At 58.7% G+C, this 20,409-nt stretch carries 19 protein-coding genes and 1 pseudogene; 11 read left to right on the top strand and 9 right to left on the bottom strand.

Annotated features, from left to right (window positions below):
• Positions 1–124: 124 nt before the first annotated feature.
• Both tssI and FQ182_RS12220 read right to left on the bottom strand, forming a co-directional pair.
• Positions 125–1,432, bottom strand: a pseudogene (gene tssI / locus FQ182_RS12210) (type VI secretion system tip protein TssI/VgrG); the annotation flags it as partial.
• A gap of 625 nt (positions 1,433–2,057) precedes the next feature.
• The gene (locus tag FQ182_RS12220; RefSeq protein WP_149412010.1) at positions 2,058–3,446 is read right to left on the bottom strand and encodes an amino acid permease; all 1,389 of its coding nucleotides are present in this window, start codon (positions 3,444–3,446) and stop codon (positions 2,058–2,060) included.
• 427 nt (positions 3,447–3,873) lie between these two features.
• Here FQ182_RS12220 and FQ182_RS29730 point away from each other — a divergent pair, with 427 nt between their 5' ends.
• Together FQ182_RS29730 and FQ182_RS12225 are read left to right on the top strand one after the other, a co-directional pair.
• Positions 3,874–4,011, top strand: coding sequence for a hypothetical protein (locus FQ182_RS29730; protein ID WP_178114440.1), 138 nt, complete (start codon positions 3,874–3,876; stop codon positions 4,009–4,011).
• Between the two features lie 74 nt (positions 4,012–4,085).
• Positions 4,086–5,045: a leucyl aminopeptidase gene (locus FQ182_RS12225; protein ID WP_149412009.1), complete on the top strand. Its 960-nt coding sequence runs from the start codon at positions 4,086–4,088 to the stop codon at positions 5,043–5,045.
• 84 nt (positions 5,046–5,129) lie between these two features.
• Here FQ182_RS12225 and rluB read toward each other — a convergent pair whose 3' ends face one another.
• The 6 genes from rluB to FQ182_RS12255 all read right to left on the bottom strand — a co-directional run bounded on the left by rluB (position 5,130) and on the right by FQ182_RS12255 (position 10,134).
• Entirely contained in the window at positions 5,130–6,377 is a 1,248-nt protein-coding gene (rluB, locus tag FQ182_RS12230) for a 23S rRNA pseudouridine(2605) synthase RluB (RefSeq protein ID WP_149412008.1), read from the bottom strand.
• A gap of 143 nt (positions 6,378–6,520) precedes the next feature.
• Complete coding sequence (locus FQ182_RS12235) at positions 6,521–6,712, bottom strand: DUF1289 domain-containing protein (RefSeq protein ID WP_149412007.1); 192 nt, start codon at positions 6,710–6,712, stop codon at positions 6,521–6,523.
• Positions 6,713–6,842: 130 nt separating this feature from the next.
• Complete coding sequence (gene scpB, locus FQ182_RS12240; RefSeq protein WP_149412006.1) at positions 6,843–7,796, bottom strand: SMC-Scp complex subunit ScpB; 954 nt, start codon at positions 7,794–7,796, stop codon at positions 6,843–6,845.
• 12 nt (positions 7,797–7,808) lie between these two features.
• A complete protein-coding gene (locus tag FQ182_RS12245; RefSeq protein WP_178114447.1) occupies positions 7,809–8,507 on the bottom strand; it encodes a ScpA family protein in 699 nt (232 codons plus the stop codon).
• A gap of 120 nt (positions 8,508–8,627) precedes the next feature.
• Positions 8,628–9,257 (bottom strand): L-threonylcarbamoyladenylate synthase, encoded by a 630-nt coding sequence (locus tag FQ182_RS12250; protein ID WP_053257721.1) that lies wholly within the window; start codon positions 9,255–9,257, stop codon positions 8,628–8,630.
• Between the two features lie 13 nt (positions 9,258–9,270).
• Positions 9,271–10,134 (bottom strand): PHP domain-containing protein, encoded by an 864-nt coding sequence (locus FQ182_RS12255; protein WP_149412004.1) that lies wholly within the window; start codon positions 10,132–10,134, stop codon positions 9,271–9,273.
• An 87-nt stretch (positions 10,135–10,221) separates the two neighbouring features.
• Between FQ182_RS12255 and FQ182_RS12260 the strand changes: the two genes are divergently transcribed.
• The 7 genes from FQ182_RS12260 to FQ182_RS12290 all read left to right on the top strand — a co-directional run bounded on the left by FQ182_RS12260 (position 10,222) and on the right by FQ182_RS12290 (position 15,744).
• Entirely contained in the window at positions 10,222–10,818 is a 597-nt protein-coding gene (locus tag FQ182_RS12260) for a septation protein A (RefSeq protein ID WP_149412003.1), read from the top strand.
• A gap of 1 nt (position 10,819) precedes the next feature.
• On the top strand, positions 10,820–11,119 hold the full coding sequence (locus FQ182_RS12265) for a YciI family protein (RefSeq protein WP_133099539.1): 300 nt from the start codon (positions 10,820–10,822) through the stop codon (positions 11,117–11,119).
• A 105-nt stretch (positions 11,120–11,224) separates the two neighbouring features.
• Positions 11,225–11,647 carry a translation initiation factor 2 gene (locus tag FQ182_RS12270; RefSeq protein WP_149412002.1) on the top strand — a complete coding sequence of 141 codons (423 nt, stop codon included), beginning with the start codon at positions 11,225–11,227 and terminating at the stop codon, positions 11,645–11,647.
• 7 nt (positions 11,648–11,654) lie between these two features.
• Positions 11,655–12,332: a response regulator transcription factor gene (locus FQ182_RS12275; RefSeq protein ID WP_149412001.1), complete on the top strand. Its 678-nt coding sequence runs from the start codon at positions 11,655–11,657 to the stop codon at positions 12,330–12,332.
• A 147-nt stretch (positions 12,333–12,479) separates the two neighbouring features.
• On the top strand, positions 12,480–12,944 hold the full coding sequence (locus tag FQ182_RS12280) for an LTXXQ domain protein (RefSeq protein ID WP_149412000.1): 465 nt from the start codon (positions 12,480–12,482) through the stop codon (positions 12,942–12,944).
• A 66-nt stretch (positions 12,945–13,010) separates the two neighbouring features.
• Positions 13,011–14,354, top strand: coding sequence for a cell wall metabolism sensor histidine kinase WalK (locus FQ182_RS12285; RefSeq protein ID WP_149411999.1), 1,344 nt, complete (start codon positions 13,011–13,013; stop codon positions 14,352–14,354).
• Between the two features lie 40 nt (positions 14,355–14,394).
• Positions 14,395–15,744 (top strand): CoA transferase, encoded by a 1,350-nt coding sequence (locus FQ182_RS12290; protein ID WP_149411998.1) that lies wholly within the window; start codon positions 14,395–14,397, stop codon positions 15,742–15,744.
• Positions 15,745–15,799: 55 nt separating this feature from the next.
• On the opposite strand, the gene arcD (FQ182_RS12295) is transcribed toward FQ182_RS12290, so the two are convergent.
• Positions 15,800–17,227 (bottom strand): arginine-ornithine antiporter, encoded by a 1,428-nt coding sequence (gene arcD / locus FQ182_RS12295; protein ID WP_149411997.1) that lies wholly within the window; start codon positions 17,225–17,227, stop codon positions 15,800–15,802.
• A 450-nt stretch (positions 17,228–17,677) separates the two neighbouring features.
• Between arcD (FQ182_RS12295) and arcD (FQ182_RS12300) the strand changes: the two genes are divergently transcribed.
• Complete coding sequence (gene arcD, locus FQ182_RS12300) at positions 17,678–19,105, top strand: arginine-ornithine antiporter (protein WP_133099546.1); 1,428 nt, start codon at positions 17,678–17,680, stop codon at positions 19,103–19,105.
• Between the two features lie 34 nt (positions 19,106–19,139).
• Positions 19,140–20,396, top strand: a complete 1,257-nt coding sequence (arcA, locus tag FQ182_RS12305; RefSeq protein WP_149411996.1) for an arginine deiminase — start codon at positions 19,140–19,142, stop codon at positions 20,394–20,396.
• Positions 20,397–20,409 lie beyond the last annotated feature (13 nt).

Genomic DNA, 20,409 nt, shown 5'->3' on the forward strand with positions numbered 1-20,409 from the left:
GGCGCCGCCGCTCCTGACCCAAAAGCTCACCACTCTTATCGTTGCTATTAGTCATAAACATAACCGTTTGCCTATCCCTTATCGTAAGGGGGAAACGGTGTCCTGTCTTTCATGGGGCTCGTTCAGTCACCACTACTTCCATGCCGATGCGCGGAATGGTCACTGCACCGAAACCGTCCCCCGCCCAGTTGGATGACACCCGTAGCCAGCAACTGCTCTTGTCACTGCCCAGTTCGGCGCGGTCCCAATGGAACTCGACCTTAACCCGCCCATGTTCATCACAGAATATTTCTTCGCCCACAGGCCCGGTGACACGGGCAGTCTGACTGACCAATACCGATTTACGCGTGACCAGCGGTGGACGGTAGAACACGTCCCAGGGGATCGCGCTGAAGGTATTGCGGTAACCTTGAGTGAAGCCGTCTTCAGGTTTAACGTCGCTGGTTATTGCTTCCTCCAGTGACTGAGGTTGCTTGCCTGAGTGCGCCACACTGAGCAACAGCCACAACGAGTTGCATTGCTGACGCGGATGTTCGGTCAGGTTGAAAAAGTGGCCGCTGCGCAGGATCGGCTGGTCGCTTTTACCCTCGGCCAACTGGTAGTCGGTACGGTGCCGCTCCAGGGCCTGCCGGGCAAGCTGTTTGCCGACCTTTTCATTTTTGATCAGCACCGGGTAGCGGTAGTCTTCAAGCGCAGGACTGAACTCGGCAGTGAATTGGCTTTCCAGCAACAGGCTTGGGCGCTTCAAATCATAGCCCCGGCGCGTGATTGTGCTGGTGCGGGTGCTGAACCGCATGGAGAACTGGCTGACGACAGGATGATCCGCTGTCAGGCCGGAGCCTTGCTGATACGGTGTGTCGCCCAGCATGGGAAAACAGGTCTGATCAGCCGCGAACACCAACTGATGGCCATCCTGATTGTGTTGGTGGTGCCACGAAATCCCGTCCTCGCTGCATAACCTCTGTATCAGTTCGAAATCGCTTTCCCCGTACTGAGTGCAGTATTCGCGCTCAGGGCTGGTGCTGACATTCAAGGTATACGCATCCCCCTGAATACCGTGGCCGTTGAGTACCTGGGCGATGATTTGTGGCACTGTCAGGTGCTGGAAAATTCGCTGGTTGTGGCTGAACTGCAAATAGTGCAGAGCGGGCACCAAGGTCAGGTGATAACGGGTTAGGCGCTTACCGGCCTCACCCACGTACACATCTTCGATGCGCCCATGAATACCTTCGTCATTCAGGCCAAACTGGAGAAAAGCCGGCTGACTGAGCAGGCTTTCCAGATCGAAATCAGGGGACTCGCTGACGAGTTCAACCTGGATCGCGTACAAGCTGCTGATAGCTTCAGTGCCGTGAAAGGCCAGTACCTTGAAGTCGTTGCGAACAGTAGGGATCAGTAGCGCGAAGTGCGCAGCATTAGCCGGCGCGAACATACGCTTATCCTTAAGCTGAGAGAGGAGGAAAAACGCGCTGCCCAAGCCATACCTAGCCTGAACAAGCTTAAATTTCCGAGCACGCTAACAAAGCGGCAAAAGAATTGATGTAGGAAACGTCCTAAATTGAGTCAGGGTTTTCAATTATTCAGAATAGTTTCTTCGGCGAACGACAGAGCCAGCGGAAATGATGCTGAGTTCATTTCCGCACCTGTCTAGGTACCATCCTTGAGATAACCTGTCTGCGGAGAGCTACTTGATAAACACAAAACCATTCCAGATCTGTCGCAACCAAAGCCCTCTGTGAGCGATGTCGGATGCATATTATTGAATATTGGTAGGGCCATCCTACCAAGGCCGTCATCGAATCGACTGCACTTGCCCTCTAGGATTGCTGATATTGGAAAGCAGTTCGCGGTTCACCGCTGGAAATTCCCCGCGCCCGTCAGGGCATGTTCGAGCCACCGCTGATCTCCAAGCATCAGTTCCCGACTGACGACGCAGTTATGAAGCTCTTTTATCTTGCATTGAACAACATCAGCAAGAAGTGGACGATGCCGATCAGAGACTGGGTAGAGGGTGTACATACCCCCCAACGCCGCTTACTCAACCTCGGCCCTCAATCTTACCGAGCCCTGCGCTTATTCTTGACCCCGTAGCAAACCCACATAAACGCCACCCAAATCGGAATCGCATACACCGACACCTGAATCCCTGGAATCAGCAGCATGATGCCCAGGATAAACACCACAAACGCCAAGCAGATGTAGTTGCCATACGGATACCAGAGCGCCTTGAATAACGGCACCTGCCCCGTCCGATTCATATGCTGGCGAAACTTGAAATGCGAAAAACTGATCATCGCCCAGTTGATCACCAGCGTCGCAACCACCAACGACATCAACAGTTCCAGCGCATGTTGCGGGATCAGGTAGTTCATCAGCACCGCGACAAACGTAATCGCCGCCGACGCCAGGATCGAACGCACCGGCACGCCGCGCTTGTCGATCTTCGCCAGAACCCTGGGCGCGTCGCCCTGCTCGGCCATGCCCAGCAGCATACGGCTATTACAGTAGGTGCCGCTGTTGTACACCGACAGCGCTGCCGTCAGCACGACGAAGTTGAGGATGTGCGCGGCGGTGTTGCTGCCCAGCATCGAGAACACTTGGACGAACGGGCTGCTGCTATAGGCATCGCCGGAGGCGTTGAGGGTCACCAGCAAGCTGTCCCACGGCGTAAGTGACAACAGCACGACGAGGGCGCCGATGTAGAAAATCAGAATCCGGTAGATCACCTGGTTGATGGCCTTGGGAATCACGGTTCGTGGCTGGTCCGCTTCAGCAGCGGTGAAGCCGAGCATTTCCAGGCCGCCGAAGGAAAACATGATGATCGCCATGGCCATCACCAAACCACCGACGCCGTGGGGAAAGAAGCCGCCGTGTTCCCACAGGTTGGTCACCGAGGCTTGTGGCCCGCCATTGCCGCTGACCAGCAGGTAGCTGCCCAGGGCTATCATGCCGATGATGGCGATCACCTTGATGATTGCAAACCAGAATTCTGCCTCGCCAAAGACTTTGACGTTGGCCAGGTTGATCGCGTTGATCATCACGAAAAATACGGCCGCCGAGGCCCAGGTCGGGACATCTGGCCACCAGTAATGCACGTATTTGCCGACAGCCGTAAGCTCCGACATGCCCACCAGGATGTAGAGAATCCAGCAGTTCCAGCCCGACAGGAAGCCGGCGAATCCGCCCCAATACTTGTGGGCAAAGTGACTGAAGGAACCGGCTACCGGCTCTTCGACGATCATTTCGCCGAGCTGGCGCATGATCATGAAGGCGATAAAGCCGCAGATGGCGTAGCCGAGGATCATCGACGGCCCGGCGGACTTCAGCACGCCGGCCGACCCCAGGAACAGACCCGTACCAATCGCGCCACCGAGGGCGATCAGTTGAATATGACGATTTTTCAGGCCGCGCTTCAGTTCACCTGAATGCGAGTTGGGTTCACTCATGAAAAAGGCCTCACGCCAGTGTTTGATGATGTTCGTTGCACGTTGCTACCCCGGTAACGTAATCGGGAAGCGCCGATCAAACCCCAACACAGTAAAAAATCCGCGCATTGTACACCGCAAAACCCACTCGGACCGAACTCCGAGTTTCACCGACCAGTTATCTGCAGGTGTCTGTTCAGCACTCGCTGAGGCAAATTCGTGCGACAACAGGAAATTGGCGAAGGATCTTTCCTGCTGACAACTCCCAGCTAGACCACTGTTTTCAATTGATAAAAACAAGCACGAAAAAACAGAAAAATTTATCCAAATGGAACCGTGTCAATATATTTTTTGCATTATGAAACGCTCTCGCCTAGGTTCTTTCCACTTGCTCAACGAAGCCCGTTGGCATGTCCGCCCTCAAACAACGTCCTCTAGGAGATTCACCATGCAAGCACTGGAAACCGACCTGGAAACCGAACTGCAACTCGACGATTGGTTTGAAGCGCCGACCCATGAGGCCGCCGTTGAAATGATGCAAGCCGATGCCGTTGTGCCATTTGGCACGGCGATGTGGCCTTTCTGACCTGATCAGCCATCCGGGCAGATGCGGTGCGCCACATCTGCCACTCCTACCGAAGGCTTTGAAGGAAGGACGTCATGGACAAGGCCCGCGCCGTTGAACATTTTCTCTACTACCTCGCCCATCACCCGGCCCTGACCGGCGTTCACCACCCCACCGTGCTCGTGGGCTACACCGAGCGCTATGAAGCCATCACTCAAGCGATCACCCAAGGCAGTGCCGCCCGATTCAACTTCCAGCTGCAGCGCCTGGAGCTTGCGCCCAATGAAGCTCTGGCCAAGTCCATCGAAGACTGCGACCTGTACATGTTTCTCTACGATTCCTCGACCTTGCCCAACCCGCGCGCCGAAGGTCCAGACTTTATTCGTGCCCTGCAAGACGTGATGGCCGAGCACTGGAAAAAGTCCCTGCTGCTCAAGGACTATGGCGACTATTTCTACGACACCTTCAGCGTCGCCCCACAGCGCATTGCCGACCTCAACGCCACACTCATCCGGCGCATGTCCCAGGCCAGCGTGTTGAGCTTTACCGACGAACATGGCTCGCGCCTTGAGGCGCCCATGAGCAGCATCAAGAAGTGGACCAATATCAACGGCGTCGGCAACCACGACCTGGCCCCCGGTGAGATCGCGACCCACAGCGAAGCCATCAACGGCCAAGTCAAGTTTGTTGGCACCTTCCTCAGCACCATTCCCTTCGCCCGCAAATACGGCGTGCTGCAATCACCGCTAGAATTGTGGATTGAGAACTCGACCATCTGCACCGTCGCCACTGATGTGCCGGGGCTGGCGGATGATTTCAACAAATACCTGAATGCCAACCCTTCCAACCGTCGGGTGGAGGAGCTGGGTATTGGTACAAATGAAGGGGTCAAGGATCTGTATGCGCGTAATGCTGGCTTTGAGGAGCGCCACTGCGGGCTGCATTTGGGTCTGGGCGGCGGCCAGAAAGGCAGCCATCACTTGGATTTAATCTTTGCCAGTGGCGTGTTGGCGCTGGATGACAAGCCGGTGTTTGACGGGGCCTTTGTGTTTTAGGACCAGCCTCAAGCAAAAAAAAGCGCCAACTCAAGAGTTGGCGCTTTTTTCTTACAGCTTGAAGCTTAACGCTTGCAGCTGCCCTTAAGGCTTCTTGCGACCAAAACCTGGACGTTGGCCGGAACCGGCCGGTGCACCACGACGCTTGCCCGATGGCGCATCATCCACCAACTTCAGCCCCGGACGCTTTTTCGGCGCGGGCTTGGCTGGCCGCTTGGTGCTGGCGCTGTCGGACGAACGATCCGCCGCAGGCGCACCACGACCAGGCTCGCCACGATTGCCGCGACCGCCCGTTGGCGCCTCACCACGGCCGGCCGGACGCGACGGGCGTGGAGCACGTTCGCCGTCCTGACGAGCAGGAGCCGAAGGACGACGCTCGCCTTCAATGTGCGGCTCACGGGAGATACGACCGCCAGTCGCCGGTGCATCCAATGCCGGGCGCAAGGCACGAGGGGCAACGCGCTCGGTACGCGCCACAGGACGCGACGACTTGCGCTGCATGCGCTCAAGCTTATCTTTGCTCTTGGCGTTCATCTGCGGCATGGACACAGGCGTCAGGCCCACTTCGGCACTGAGGATGTCGACTTCGTACTGGCTCATTTCGCGCCAGCGGCCCATCGGCAGGTCGGAGTTGAGGAACACCGGACCGAAACGCACGCGCTTCAGGCGGCTGACCACCAGGCCCTGGGATTCCCACAGACGACGTACTTCACGGTTACGACCTTCCATCACCACGCAGTGGTACCAATGGTTGAAACCTTCGCCGCCTGGAGCCTGCTTGATGTCGGTGAACTTGGCCGGGCCATCTTCCAGCACCACGCCAGCTTTCAGGCGCGCGATCATGTCGTCATCGACTTCGCCACGAACACGTACCGCGTATTCACGGTCCATTTCGTAGGACGGGTGCATCAGGCGGTTGGCCAGTTCACCGTCAGTGGTGAACATCAACAGACCCGTGGTGTTGATGTCGAGACGGCCGATGTTGATCCAGCGACCTTCTTTAGGGCGCGGCATCTTGTCGAATACGGTTGGGCGGCCTTCCGGGTCGTCACGGGTGCAGATTTCGCCATCGGGCTTGTTGTACATGATGACGCGGCGCACCGATTCGGCGGCCTCTTCACGCTTGATGACCTTCCCATCGATGCTGATGGCGTCGTGCAGGTCGACCCGCTGACCGAGGGTGGCGTCAACGCCATTGACCTTGATCCGCTTCTGGGTGATCCAGGCTTCAACGTCGCGGCGTGAGCCGACGCCGATACGGGCGAGGACTTTCTGCAGCTTTTCGCCTGCGGGGCCGATTTCCTGGCTGTCTTTCTGGTCTTGGTCACTCATCTTAAGCACCTCCCGGTGTGTCGATTCAGGCTTGGCCTGAAGATAGTAAAAGCTGGGCTTCTGGCGAACGCATCGCCAAAGGGTCGCGAATCATACGCGTAAGGCGCACGTTGCGCATCAGAGACTAGCCGATAAGGACGCTGTCATTTGCTTTTCCGCCGACCGGTGGCGTCCAGGGCGATCAGGCGCAGCTGGGCTTCGGCCAACACCGTGCGCTTGTCGACCTTGTCGAGTTTCTTCCAGGTGCGGATCTCGCGTTTGCTGCGGCCACAGCCGACGCAGATATCGTCGCTGAACTTGCAGATGCTGATGCAGGGGTCTTTGGTGGAGCTCATATGAGTTCTCCTGTAGGCGACGATTCAAGTGTGGGAGCGGGCTTGCTCGCGAATGCGGCGGGTCAGCCATGCATCCGGCGACTGACACACTGCATTCGCGAGCAAGCCCGCTCCCACATTTTGTTCTGCGTCAGTCTTCGAATTCGCGTCGCTCGTTTTCGATGGCTTCGGCCAGGGCCCGGGCTTCGTCTTCTTCGTCGCTCAGCGGCGGTTGTTCGAGGGCGGCAACAGCAGCCAGGAGTTTTGCACGGGCTTGGGCGACGCCGAGGATGTCTTCTTCGGGCTCGGGCTCGGCTTCAACGTCGACGGGCGGCTCAACCTCAACGTTCAGTTGCAGCTCAGGCCCAGGCTCACCGTCACTCACCACGCCATCACGCAACAAATCATCGAAGTCAGTCTTGATCCCCTGCTCCATGTCGTCCAGTTCCAGCAACAACGTATGGAAACTGGTTTCGTCCTTCGCCTCCTCCGGCTCGGCGCTGGCGTCGGCCAATTCCTGCAATGCAGCCGGGACTGGGGCATCGTCAAAGTCCAGCACTGGATCAGGTTCCAGCTCCCGCAGTTCGGCCAACGGCGGCAAATCGTCGAGATTTTTCAGGTTGAAGTGATCAAGAAACACTTTGGTGGTGGCAAACATCGCCGGCTTACCGGGCACATCGCGGTAGCCGACGACCCTGATCCACTCGCGCTCCAGCAACGTCTTGACAATATGGCTGTTGACCGCCACGCCACGCACATCTTCGATCTCGCCCCGGGTGATCGGCTGGCGGTAAGCAATCAGCGCCATGGTCTCCAGCATCGCCCGTGAATAGCGCTGCGGGCGTTCTTCCCACAGGCGGCCAACCCACGGCGAAAATTTCTCGCGAATTTGCAGGCGATAACCCGACGCCACTTCCCGCAACTCAAAGGCCCTTCCGTCGCAGGACTTGCGCAAGATTTCCAGGGCCTTCTTGAACACCGGCGGTTCCGGACGCTCGGCCTCTTCAAACAGTTCGAACAAGCGCTCCAGCGATTGCGGCTTGCCCGAGGCCAAGAGAAAGGCTTCCAGCAGCGGGGCCAGTTCGCGGGGTTCTGTCAGATTCATCGATTCAGCTCTTTATTCGGCTCGCGCCCGCACGTGGATAGCCGTAAAAGGCTCATTCTGGACCAGCTCAACCAAGGATTCCTTGACCAGTTCGAGGATCGCCATAAAGGTCACTACCACTCCCAGGCGCCCCTCTTCCTTGGTAAACAGCTCGACAAACGGTACAAAACCGCCGCCCTTGAGACGCTCCAGCACATCACTCATGCGCTCGCGGGTGGATAAGGCTTCGCGGCTGACCTGGTGGCTTTCAAACATGTCGCCCCGGCGCAGCACCTCGGCCATGGACATCAGCAATTCTTCCAGGCTCACGTCCGGCAACAGCTTGCGCGCACGGGCCTCTGGGGCATCAAGTTTGGGCACCACCACGTCGCGGCCAACGCGGCTCAAGCCGTCGATGCCTTCGGCGGCGGCCTTGAAGCGCTCGTATTCCTGCAGACGACGGATCAGTTCGGCGCGGGGGTCATCTTCTTCCGCCTCGATGGTTTCCGAACGAGGCAGCAACATGCGCGACTTGATCTCCGCCAGCATGGCCGCCATCACCAGGTACTCGGCGGCTAATTCCAGGCGTACCGTCTGCATCAACTCGACATAGCCCATGTACTGGCGGGTAATTTCCGCCACCGGGATGTCGAGGATGTTGATGTTCTGCTTGCGGATCAAGTACAGCAGCAAGTCCAGCGGGCCTTCAAAGGCTTCAAGGAAGACTTCCAGGGCGTCCGGCGGGATGTACAGGTCCAGCGGCATTTCCATGACCGCCTGGCCGTAGACCATGGCGAATGGCAGCTCCTGCTGGGCTCCGGCCTGGCTGTCGACGGCTTCCACAGCCGGCATTCAGGCCTCAACCATGAACGGCGTTGGATCGCCACAACCGACGCGGACCACTTCAGGCTCGCCATCGGCCAGGTTGATCACGGTAGACGCCTTGTTGCCGCCATAGCCGCCGTCGATGATCAGGTCGACGTGCTTTTCCAACAACCGGCGCATTTCGTAGGGGTCGTACAACGGCTCGGTTTCGCCGGGCAGGATCAGCGACACGCTCATCAGCGGCTCGCCCAACTCCGCCAGCAGCGCCAGGGCAATCGGATGTTCCGGCACCCTTAGGCCGATGGTGCGCTTCTTGGGATGCAGCAACAGGCGCGGCACTTCCCGCGTGGCGTTAAGAATAAACGTGTAAGGGCCCGGCGTGTGGGCCTTGAGCAGGCGGAAGGTGCCGGTGTCGACCTTGGCGAACAGCCCCAACTGCGACAAGTCACTGCAAATCAGCGCAAAATTGTGGTTTTTGTCCAGGTCACGCAAGCGTCTTACTCGCTCAACCGCGCTTTTATCGCCGATCTGGCAGCCGATGGCGTAGGACGAGTCGGTGGGGTAGATCACCACACCACCGGCACGGATGATCTCCACGGCCTGTTTGATCAGGCGCGCTTGCGGGTTTTCCGGATGAATCTGGAAAAATTGACTCACGTTCTCTACCTGTTCAGACGGTGGCAATAATGGGGTCATGTTTGAAGCGACACCAAAGGGGCGGCAAATCTTCCGGGAGTGGGCGGTATTCGCCAATCTCGGACCAGCCGCCAGGGCCATGGAAATCACTGCCGGCGCTGACCAGCAGACCAAATTCGCGGGCAAGAATCGCCAGGCTGCCGACCTGTTCGGCAGGTTGATGCCCGTTGACCACTTCAATGGCGTGGCCGCCCGCTTGAATATAGTCGCCAATCAGCTTGCGGCGCTTGCTGCGGGTGAAATCGTAATGCCAGGGATGTGCCAGGCTGACCCAGGCTCCGGCGGCACGCAGGGTGGCGACGGTGTCTTCGAGGGTCGGCCAGTGTTGCTTGACGTCCCCCAGTTTGCCCGCGCCCAGCCATTTGCGAAACGCCTCGGCGCGATCCTTTACAAAACCTTCACGTACCATCCAGTCGGCAAAGTGCGGACGGGCCGGGGCGTTGCCACTGTCGCCCAGTTCCTGCTGGATGGCGCGGGCGCCTTCGAGGCCGTTGGGCATACCCTTGAGGGCCAGTTTGCGGCTTATTTCTTCGGACCGCAGCCAGCGGCCATCGTGCAGTTTGGCGATGGCCTCCACCAAAGGCGGCGCATTTACGTCAAAACCGTAGCCCAATACATGAATGGTTGCGCCGCCCCAGGTGCAGGACAATTCAACACCGTTGACCAGCTGCATCCCCAGGGCATTTGCCGCTGTACGGGCCTCTTCCAGGCCTTCGAGGGTGTCGTGGTCGGTCAATGACAAGACTCGCACGCCTTTTTCAAATGCACGTGCAACCAGTACCGCGGGGGCCAGGGCGCCGTCGGAAGCCGTGCTGTGGCAGTGCAAATCAACATTCACGGGAGTGTGTAACCTCAAGTCAGCTGGCGCTTTCGCTACCAAGGATGTTTGTTATTATGCCGCCACATCCAGCTTCTGGCTCTTACTGTGAAACAATTCATCGACTTCATCCCGCTGTTGCTGTTTTTCATCGTTTACAAACTCGACCCTCGGGCCATCGATATCGGCGGCCATGAGCTGTCGTTTGGTGGCATCTACAGCGCCACGGCGATGCTGATCATCAGTTCCCTGGTGGTCTACGGTGCGATCTTCATCTCTCAGCGCAAGCTGGAAAAAAGCCAGTGGCTGACCCTGATCGCCTGCCTGGTCTTCGGCAGCCTGACCCTGGCCTTCCACAGCGAAACCTTCCTTAAGTGGAAAGCCCCGGTGGTCAACTGGCTGTTCGCCCTGGCCTTTATTGGCAGCCACTTCATAGGCGATCGCCTGCTGATCAAGCGGATCATGGGCCACGCGCTGAGCTTGCCAGAGCCTATCTGGGTCCGCCTGAACATCGCCTGGGTCGTCTTTTTCCTGTTCTGCGGTGCGGCCAACCTGTTTGTCGCCTTTACCTTCCAGAACTACTGGGTCGACTTCAAGGTATTCGGCAGCCTGGGCATGACCGTGCTGTTCCTGGTCGCCCAAGGCATCTACCTGTCCCGTCACCTGCATGACACCGACCCTACCACGCCAAAAACCGAGGACTGACATGCTCTACGCCATTATTGCCACCGACGTTGCCAACTCGCTGGAGAAACGCCTGGCCACTCGCCCAGCCCACGTCGAGCGCCTCAAGCAGCTGCAAGCCGAAGGGCGCGTGGTGCTTGCCGGTCCTCATCCGGCCGTCGACAGCAATGATCCGGGAGATGCCGGATTCAGCGGCAGCCTGATCGTGGCCGAGTTCCCATCCCAGGCAGATGCACAAGCCTGGGCCGAGGCTGACCCGTATGTGGCGGCGGGCGTGTATGCCAATGTAGTGGTCAAACCGTTCAAGCAAGTCCTGCCTTGATTGCGTTGCGCTGAACCTATTGGGTTCGGCGCACTCCTAATCGCTCATTATTCTCGGTAACCTGCCGACAACGTTCTGAATATTCGTGTGGAATCAGGAGTTCCGATGCGCTTACGTCAGTTGTGTCTGTTGGCAGTGTTAATGATCGGGGCTACGGCCCACGCTGAAGAAACCTCGAACACCGGCAGTTCTACGCCCCTGTCCTTGAGTGCCGGCAGCCAGATCACCGAGTTGCAGCAACGCTTGAAAGAAAGCGAACGTCTGCGTGCAGAACTAAGCAAGCAATTGCAAGGCACTGAATTGAAAGGCACCGACGCGGCACGGGAAAGTGCCCAGTTGAGTCGGCTGCGCCAGGACAACCAGCGCCTGGCCCAACAGCTCAAGGAAGCACAGACCGGCGCTCTGCCGCGCTGGCTCACCGAGCAGCAGCAATGGTTCGTTACAGGTGCAGGAGTAGCGCTGATCGCCCTGCTGTGCGGTATCTTCGCCAGTGGCGGGCATCGGCGTCGTCGACAATGGCTAAATTGAGTGAGTCATGAGCGAGCTGTTACTGATAGATGATGACCAGGAGCTCTGTGAGCTGCTGACCAGTTGGTTGAGCCAGGAAGGTTTCCAGGTGCGCGCCTGCCATGACGGCTTGAGCGCACGCAAGGCCTTGGCCGAAGCAGCTCCCGCTGCTGTAGTGCTCGATGTGATGCTGCCAGACGGCAGTGGCCTGGAATTGCTCAAGCAATTGCGCAGTGACCACCCGGAGCTGCCGGTTCTGATGCTGTCGGCCCGTGGCGAACCCCTGGACCGGATTCTCGGCCTGGAACTGGGCGCCGATGATTACCTGGCCAAGCCCTGCGACCCGCGCGAGCTGACCGCGCGCCTGCGCGCCGTGTTGCGCCGCAGCCACCCGACAGCCGTGTCGACGCAGCTGGAATTGGGCGACCTGTGTTTCAGCCCGGTGCGTGGTGTGGTCACCATCGACGAACAGGAATTCACCCTCACCGTCTCCGAAAGCCGCCTGCTGGAAGCCTTGATGCGCCAGCCCGGCGCCCCCCTGGACAAGCAGGAACTGGCGCAAATCGCCCTGGGTCGCAAGCTGACCCTGTACGACCGCAGCCTGGACATGCACGTCAGCAACCTGCGCAAGAAGATCGGCCCGCACCCTGACGGCCGGCCACGGATCGTGGCGCTGCGCAGCCGCGGGTACTACTACAGCCTCTGAGCCTGTGGCAGCCTCTGCGCAGAGTTTTGTCAGCTTCCACCAAAATCGTCTTTACTCAAGCTTTACCCTCCCCTGACCGCCGCTGACCTTGATCTCCTTAATCTACTCACATCCGGACTCACCGGAATCGAGACAAGGAGAAACACCATGCGCAAGACCCTTATCGCTCTGATGTTCGCTGCAGCCCTGCCTACCGTTGCCCTGGCAGCCATGCCAGAAGGTCCACGCTCGATGGGTGGTCCTGAAGGCCACATGATGGGCGGCCCGGGCCACGGCGGCGAACACCGCATGCGCGGCAAAGGCGGTCCCTTCAGCCAGTTGGACCTGAGCCGTGAACAGCGCCAGCAGATCGGCAAATTGATGGGCGAACAGCGTGAAGGTCGCCAGCAACTGGTCAAGAAGTACCTGGACAAACTCCCGGCCGCTGACCAGAAAGCCATGAAAGACGAAATGGCTGCCGCCAAGCAGAAAACCCAGACCGACATCCGCGCCGTGCTCAAACCCGATCAACAGAAGAAATTCGACGAGATCGTCAAGAAGCAAACCGAGCGCCGCGCCGAGTGGAAGGAATTCCAGGCCTGGAAAGCACAACAACCGCAAAAAGCGCAATAATGCGTTAGCTCCACCTCCCAGCTCAGTGGCCCGTGCCGCTGGGCTTTTCCTGTTTGAGGGTTCCCTGTGCGTTCATTGTTCTGGCGCATCCTTGCCAGCTTCTGGCTGGCCATCGCCCTGGTTGCCGGGTTGTCGATCCTGCTTGGGCACATGCTCAACCAGGACGCCTGGATTCTCAGCCGTCACCCCGGCCTCAATAATCTGGCCGAAGAGTGGACCCAGCTCTACGAATCCCAGGGCGAGAACGCCGCCCAGAACATGCTGCAACAGCGCAAGCGCCAGTACCACATTGACGTGCAAGTGCTTAACGAGAGCGGCGAACCGGTGGTACGCGGCACCTTCCCACGCCGGGCCGCCGCCTTTGAAGCACGACAGAGTGACAGACAGGACGGTCACCTGCCCTGGCGCCGCCTGACGGCGGAGTACACCAGTGCGAAAACCGGCGACACCTACCTGCTGATCTACCGCATCCCCAACCCGGAACTCGACGCCTGGCACCGCAGCAGCCTGCTCTGGCCCCTGAGCGCACTAGCGATTGCCTTGGTGGTGTTGACCCTATTCAGCCTGCTGGTGACGCTGTCCATCACCCGCCCGCTGAGCCGTCTGCGAGGTGCGGTCCACGACTTGGGCCAGGCCACCTACCAGCAAAACAGCCTGGCGAAATTGGCTAACCGTCGAGATGAATTCGGTGTTCTAGCCACCGATTTCAACCGCATGGGCGCCCGCCTGCAAAGCCTGATCGGCAGCCAACGCCAGTTGCTTCGGGACGTGTCCCATGAACTTCGTTCACCCCTGGCGCGCCTGCGTATCGCCCTGGCCTTGGCCGAGCGGGCCACTCCCGAAGCGCGGGAGAAACTCTGGCCGCGACTGACCCGCGAGTGCGACCGTCTCGAAGCCTTGATCAGCGAGATCCTGGTACTGGCCCGGGTCGATGCCGACAACGCCAGCGCAGAAGACATCGACCTCAACCTGCTGCTCAAGACCCTGCAAAAAGACGCCCAACTGGGAGCTCCCGATCAGCAGATACAGCTCGACGTTGAAGCAAACCTGCAACTCAAGGGCTGGCCAACCATGATCGAACGGGCGCTGGACAACCTGCTGCGCAATGCCCAGCGCTTCAACCCGGCCGGCCGGCCGATTGAAATGCAGGCCCAACGCCAGGGCGAGCGCATTGTGATCAGCGTGCGCGACCATGGGCCGGGGGTTGAGGCCAAATACCTGAGCCAGTTGGGCGAACCGTTCTATCGTGCGCCGGGGCAAACCGCCCAGGGCCACGGCCTGGGACTTGCCATCGCCCGCCGCGCTGCCGAACGCCACGGTGGCAACCTGATCCTGGCCAATCATCCCGAGGGCGGTTTTATCGCCAACCTGGATTTACCGCTGGTGCCGGGGGTTGCCGTACAGCCCTAGGAGTCTTCTATGATGGCCCTTCGCATAAGGAGGGCCTTTGATGACTGATCTGCTCACATCCATCCAAGCCGCACTCGATCTGCCACTCACCCCGCTGACCTTCACCGAGGCCGGCGCCCTGCCCTCGACCTTTGCCGTCACCCAACTTGCCAGCGCATGTGTGGGCGCAACGGGCCAGGCCATTGCCCAGCTTCTGCTGCAACAAACCGGTCGCTTGCCCACGGTCTCAGTGGACCGGCGCCTCACTTCATTCTGGTTTTCCAGCTCCCTGCGCCCCGACGGTTGGAAAGTGCCACCGCTGTGGGACCCGATTGCCGGCGACTACGCCAGCGCCGATGGCTGGATTCGCCTGCACACCAACGCGCCGCACCATCGTGCTGCGGCCGAACGGGTGCTGGGGCAAGTGACGGATCGTGCGGCGATGGCGCTCAAGGTTGTGCAATGGAACGCTGCCGAACTGGAACAAGCGATTGTCGATGCTGGTGGCTGCGCGGCGCAGATGCGCTCCTCGCAGGCCTGGCAGGCTCACCCCCAGGGCCTGGCGGTCAATCAGGAACCGTTGATCCGGCGCCAGGTCTTTGATCGCGTCAGCGAAGAAACCTGGCTCGGCTCCGTGGCACGGCCACTGACGGGGATCAAGGTCCTGGACCTGACCCGTGTGCTGGCCGGCCCCACTGCCAGTCGCTTTCTCGCAGGCCTGGGTGCCGACGTGCTGCGCATCGACTCGCCCGACTGGAATGAGCCGGGGGTGGTACCGGAAATGACCCTGGGCAAGCGCTGCGCTCGCCTGAACCTGAAGCAAAGCGACGACCGTGCTGTTTTTGAAGACTTGCTCAAGCAGGCCGACATTCTGGTGCATGGATACCGTGCCGATGCTCTGGAACAATTGGGTTACACCTGTGTCGAGCTGCAACGAATCGCCCCCGGCCTGATCGACGTCAGCCTTAACGCCTACGGCTGGACCGGCCCGTGGCGCAATCGCCGGGGCTTTGACAGCCTGGTGCAGATGAGCAGCGGCATCGCCGAGGCTGGGATGCAGTGGCAACAGACGGACAAACCGGTGCCGCTGCCCTTGCAGGCGCTGGACCATGCCACCGGTTATTTGATGGCGGCCGCGGCGATACAGGCGCTGGCCGAGCGCTTGAAATCAGGGCGTAGCGGTTCGGCGCGATTGTCACTGGCGCGCACGGCGAAGCTGTTGGTGGACGCGGGACAAGTCTCTGAGCAACCACCGCTGAGACCCGAAGAACCGGCAGACCAGGGCTTGGTGGTGGAACAAACAGCCTGGGGCCCCGCCCATCGGTTACTGGCGCCGGTGAATATCAATGGGACACCGTTGCAGTGGGATTTGCCGGCTGGGGAATTGGGGGCACATCGGCCTCAGTGGTGATCTTCAGATCGCTATCGCATCAGGCGTACGTCGGCCGATATGCCAACTTGCACCTTCACAACGACAACACCCCGCTGTACAGCCCATACGCGGCCAGGCTCGCCCCGGCAATCACACAGACGAAAATGCCTTTTTCCACATGGGTAAACAAGGGCTCACCCTGCTCTCGCTTGGCCTGGGCGAACAAAATCACCCCCGGCGCATACAGCAGCGCCGACAACAGCAAGTACTTCAAGCCGCCGGCGTAGAGCAGCCACACCGCATAGCCCAAGGCGATCATGCCGATCAGCAGGTCCTTGACTCGCTCGCCCTGGGCACCTTCGTAGGTTTCGCCACGAGTACTGAGCAGCACCGAATAGGCTGCCGACCACAAATACGGTACCAGGATCATCGACGAAGCCAGGTAAATCAGGGTGGTGTAGGTGCTTTCGGAAAACAGGGTGATCACCAGGAATATCTGGATCATCAAGTTAGTCAGCCACAGTGCATTGACCGGCACATGGTTGGCGTTTTCCTTTTTCAGGAACGCCGGCATCGTCTTGTCATGGGCGGTGGCATAGAGGATTTCCGCGCAGAGCAAGGCCCAGGAAAGCAACGCTCCAAGCAGGGAAACCGCCAGGCCGATGCTGATCAACAGCGCACCCCACGGGCCGACGATATGCTCCAGCACACCGGCCAGGGACGGGTTCTGCAAACTGGCCAGCTCCGGCTGGTTCATGATCCCCAGGGACAACAGGTTGACCAGCACCAGCAGCACCAACACCCCGAAAAATCCGATCACCGTGGCCCGACCGACGTCCGAGCGTTTCTCGGCCCGCGCCGAGTAGACACTGGCGCCCTCGATACCGATAAACACAAACACGGTGACCAGCATCATGTTGCGCACTTGGTCGACGACACTGCCAAGACTCGGGTTGCTCAGGCCCCAGATGTCGCGGGTGAAGATCTCGGCCTTGAACCCCACGGCGGCGATGACGATAAACATCAGCAGCGGCACGATCTTCGCCACGGTGGTCACCAGGTTGATGAACGCGGCTTCCTTAATGCCACGCAGTACCAGGAAATGCACGGCCCACAGCAACAGCGAGGCGCAGCCGATGGCCACTGGCGTATTGCCCTGGCCGAACACCGGAAAAAAGTAGCCCAGGGTGCTGAACAGCAGCACGAAGTAACCAACGTTGCCCATCCACGCACTGATCCAGTAACCCCAGGCAGACGAGAAACCTATGTAATCGCCAAAGCCGGCCTTGGCGTAGGCATAGACCCCGGAATCCAGATGGGGCTGACGGTTGGCGAGGGTCTGGAAGACAAAGGCCAGGGTCAACATGCCCACGGCGGTGATTGCCCAGCCGATCAGTACCGCACCGACTTCCGCCCGCGCCGCCATGTTCTGCGGCAAGGAGAAAATCCCGCCGCCGATCATCGAACCCACCACTAGAGCGATCAATGCGCCTAGTCGTAGTTTTTGTGCCGGTTGCGACATGGATGCTCCTGAGAAAAAAGTAATGATTGAGCCAACAACTGTGCACTCAGTAAATTTATTGAGCGAGATCAACGTTTATTAGATATAGCTAATAAAGCCGAACGCTTAATAACTTAAATGCATGTCAATAAATAGTGTTTAGGCAAATTTAGATTTTCAATAAAGGTTGAACTTTTTCGACTGAAGGCTATTTGGCAAACCTTACTGAAATAGTTTGCACATCTTGAAAAAAGGGCTAGTTTCAAACCTCCACACCCTTGGTAATCCGCTCCTTGCAGCGGAGAAAGGCTCTGAAGAACACCTCCCCGAGACACTCTAGCGCCCGTACTATTTTTCATCATAAGTCATTAATTCACAATGGAATGTGTCAATTAAGTGATCTGAGTCAGCTGCTTGCCTAGCGCACGGACTTATTCTGTGGTCTCTCTTCTCCTGCATTGGAGTTATGCAATGTCTGAATCTCCCGGAAAACTACGATTAGGTGCACTGGTTGCTCTTGTCGTGGGTTCAATGATTGGTGGCGGGATCTTCTCACTACCGCAAAATATGGCCGCCAGTGCCGATGTTGGCGCAGTATTGATTGGCTGGCTTATTACCGCCATCGGAATGCTTACCTTGGCCTTCGTTTTTCAAACGTTGGCCAATCGCAAGCCGGACTTGGACGGCGGCGTCTACGCCTACGCCAAGGCTGGTTTTGGCGACTACCTGGGTTTCTCGTCCGCCTGGGGTTACTGGATCAGCGCCTGGCTGGGTAACGTCGGCTACTTCGTACTGCTGTTCAGCACCCTCGGTTACTTCTTTCCCATCTTCGGTGAAGGCAATACCCCGGCGGCGGTGATCGGTGCTTCGGTGCTGCTGTGGGCCGTACATTTCCTGGTACTGCGTGGCATCAAAGAAGCGGCGTTCATCAACCTGGTGACCACCGTTGCCAAGATCGTGCCGCTGGTACTGTTCGTACTGATCGCGATATTTGCCTTCAAACTGGACATCTTCACCGCCGACATATGGGGCATCAAGAACCCGGACTTGGGCAGTGTGATGAACCAAGTGCGCAACATGATGCTGGTCACCGTCTGGGTATTTATCGGCATCGAAGGCGCGAGCATCTTCTCGTCCCGTGCCGAGAAACGCTCCGATGTGGGCAAGGCTACTGTAATCGGCTTTATCACCGTGCTGCTGTTCCTGATGCTGGTGAACGTGCTGTCTCTGGGGATCATGACCCAACCGGAACTGGCCAAGCTGCAAAACCCATCGATGGCTGCCGTGCTGGAGCACGTGGTCGGGCATTGGGGTGCGATTCTGATCAGCGTCGGCTTGATCATCTCTCTGTTGGGAGCGTTGCTGTCGTGGGTACTGCTGTGCGCGGAGATCATGTTCGCCGCCGCCAAGGACCACACCATGCCGGAGTTCCTGCGTAAGGAAAACGCCAACCATGTGCCGGTCAACGCCCTTTGGCTGACCAACGCCATGGTGCAGATTTTCCTGATAATCACGCTGTTCTCCGCCAGCACTTACCTGTCGCTGATCTACCTCGCCACCTCGATGATCCTGGTGCCTTACCTGTGGTCGGCGGCCTATGCGCTGCTGCTGGCGGTGCGCGGCGAGACCTACGAGAACGCCTTGGCCCAACGCAAGAAAGACCTGTTTATCGGCGCTGTCGCACTGATCTACGCGGTCTGGCTGCTGTACGCCGGCGGCACCAAGTACCTGCTGCTGTCCGCCCTGCTCTACGCCCCTGGCGCGATCCTGTTTGCCAAGGCCAAGCGTGAACTGGGCAAACAAGTTTTCACCAATATTGAAAAGTTGATTTTCGTCATAGTAGTCATCGGCGCCCTGGTGGCAGCTTATGGGCTCTACGACGGCTTCCTGACTCTGTAACCCAAGTTAGATTTCTTTTACTGGAGGATCTGTAATGACCACTGAAAAAGTTAAGTTCGGCGTACATTCCGAAGCCGGCAAACTGCGCAAAGTCATGGTGTGTTCCCCAGGTTTGGCCCACCAGCGGCTAACCCCAAATAACTGCGATGATCTGTTGTTCGATGACGTGCTCTGGGTTGCCCAGGCCAAGCGTGACCATTTCGATTTCGTCAACAAGATGCGCGAACGGGATGTACATGTGCTGGAAATGCACAACATGCTGACCGACATCGTCGCCATTCCCGAAGCCCTGGACTGGATTCTGGAACGCAAGGTCACCTCCGATATGGTCGGCGTCGGCCTGGTTAATGAAGTCAGTTCGTGGCTGCGTAGCCTGGAGCCGCGCAAGATCGCCGAGTTCCTCATCGGTGGCGTATCGGCCGATGATCTGCCCGACACTTTCGGTGGCAAAACCATCGAGATGTTCCGCAACTTCCTCGGCCACTCGAGCTTCATCCTGCCGCCGCTGCCAAACACCCAGTTCACTCGCGACAATACCTGCTGGATCTACGGCGGCGTGACGCTCAACCCAATGTACTGGCCGGCGCGACGCCAAGAAACCTTGCTGACCAGCGCTATCTACAAATTCCACCCTGAGTTCACCAACGCCGACTTCCAGATCTGGTACGGCGACCCGGACCTGGAACACGGCAACGCAACGCTTGAAGGCGGCGACGTGATGCCAATCGGCAACGGTGTGGTGCTGATCGGCATGGGCGAACGTACGTCCCGCCAGGCCATCGGCCAACTGGCGCTGAACCTGTTCAAGAACAATGTAGTGGAACGCGTGATTGTCGCCGGTCTGCCAAAATCTCGCGCCGCCATGCACTTGGACACCGTGTTCAGCTTCTGCGACCGCGACTTGGTCACCATCTTCCCTGAAGTGGTCAGCCAGATCGTCGCCTTCACCCTGCGCCCTGATGAAAGCAAGCAAGGTGGCATCGACATTCGCCGTGAAGACGCAAGCTTCCTAGACACCGTGGCCGACGCGCTGAACCTGAAAACCCTGCGCGTCGTCGAGACTGGCGGCAACAGCTTCGCAGCCGAACGTGAGCAGTGGGATGACGGCAACAACGTGGTCGCCCTGGAGGCAGGCGTGGTGATCGGTTACGACCGCAACACCTACACCAACACCCTGCTGCGCAAGGCTGGCGTGGAAGTCATCACCATCAGCGCCGGCGAACTGGGCCGGGGTCGCGGCGGCGGCCACTGCATGACCTGCCCGATCATTCGTGACCCTCTCGACTACTAACTTTCAGGCCTTG

Source organism: Pseudomonas sp. ANT_H4 (assembly GCF_008369295.1).
Taxonomy (GTDB): domain Bacteria; phylum Pseudomonadota; class Gammaproteobacteria; order Pseudomonadales; family Pseudomonadaceae; genus Aquipseudomonas.

Excerpts from the sequence above, each read along its gene's own strand:
- FQ182_RS12220 (WP_149412010.1), bottom strand. The coding sequence starts at position 3,446 with ATGAGTGAACCCAACTCGCATTCAGGTGAACTGAAGCGCGGCCTGAAA.
- FQ182_RS29730 (WP_178114440.1), top strand. The coding sequence starts at position 3,874 with ATGCAAGCACTGGAAACCGACCTGGAAACCGAACTGCAACTCGACGAT.
- FQ182_RS12225 (WP_149412009.1), top strand. The coding sequence starts at position 4,086 with ATGGACAAGGCCCGCGCCGTTGAACATTTTCTCTACTACCTCGCCCAT.
- rluB (WP_149412008.1), bottom strand. The coding sequence starts at position 6,377 with ATGAGTGACCAAGACCAGAAAGACAGCCAGGAAATCGGCCCCGCAGGC.
- FQ182_RS12235 (WP_149412007.1), bottom strand. The coding sequence starts at position 6,712 with ATGAGCTCCACCAAAGACCCCTGCATCAGCATCTGCAAGTTCAGCGAC.
- scpB (WP_149412006.1), bottom strand. The coding sequence starts at position 7,796 with ATGAATCTGACAGAACCCCGCGAACTGGCCCCGCTGCTGGAAGCCTTT.
- FQ182_RS12265 (WP_133099539.1), top strand. The coding sequence starts at position 10,820 with ATGCTCTACGCCATTATTGCCACCGACGTTGCCAACTCGCTGGAGAAA.
- FQ182_RS12270 (WP_149412002.1), top strand. The coding sequence starts at position 11,225 with ATGCGCTTACGTCAGTTGTGTCTGTTGGCAGTGTTAATGATCGGGGCT.
- FQ182_RS12275 (WP_149412001.1), top strand. The coding sequence starts at position 11,655 with ATGAGCGAGCTGTTACTGATAGATGATGACCAGGAGCTCTGTGAGCTG.
- FQ182_RS12280 (WP_149412000.1), top strand. The coding sequence starts at position 12,480 with ATGCGCAAGACCCTTATCGCTCTGATGTTCGCTGCAGCCCTGCCTACC.
- FQ182_RS12290 (WP_149411998.1), top strand. The coding sequence starts at position 14,395 with ATGACTGATCTGCTCACATCCATCCAAGCCGCACTCGATCTGCCACTC.
- arcD (WP_149411997.1), bottom strand. The coding sequence starts at position 17,227 with ATGTCGCAACCGGCACAAAAACTACGACTAGGCGCATTGATCGCTCTA.
- arcD (WP_133099546.1), top strand. The coding sequence starts at position 17,678 with ATGTCTGAATCTCCCGGAAAACTACGATTAGGTGCACTGGTTGCTCTT.
- arcA (WP_149411996.1), top strand. The coding sequence starts at position 19,140 with ATGACCACTGAAAAAGTTAAGTTCGGCGTACATTCCGAAGCCGGCAAA.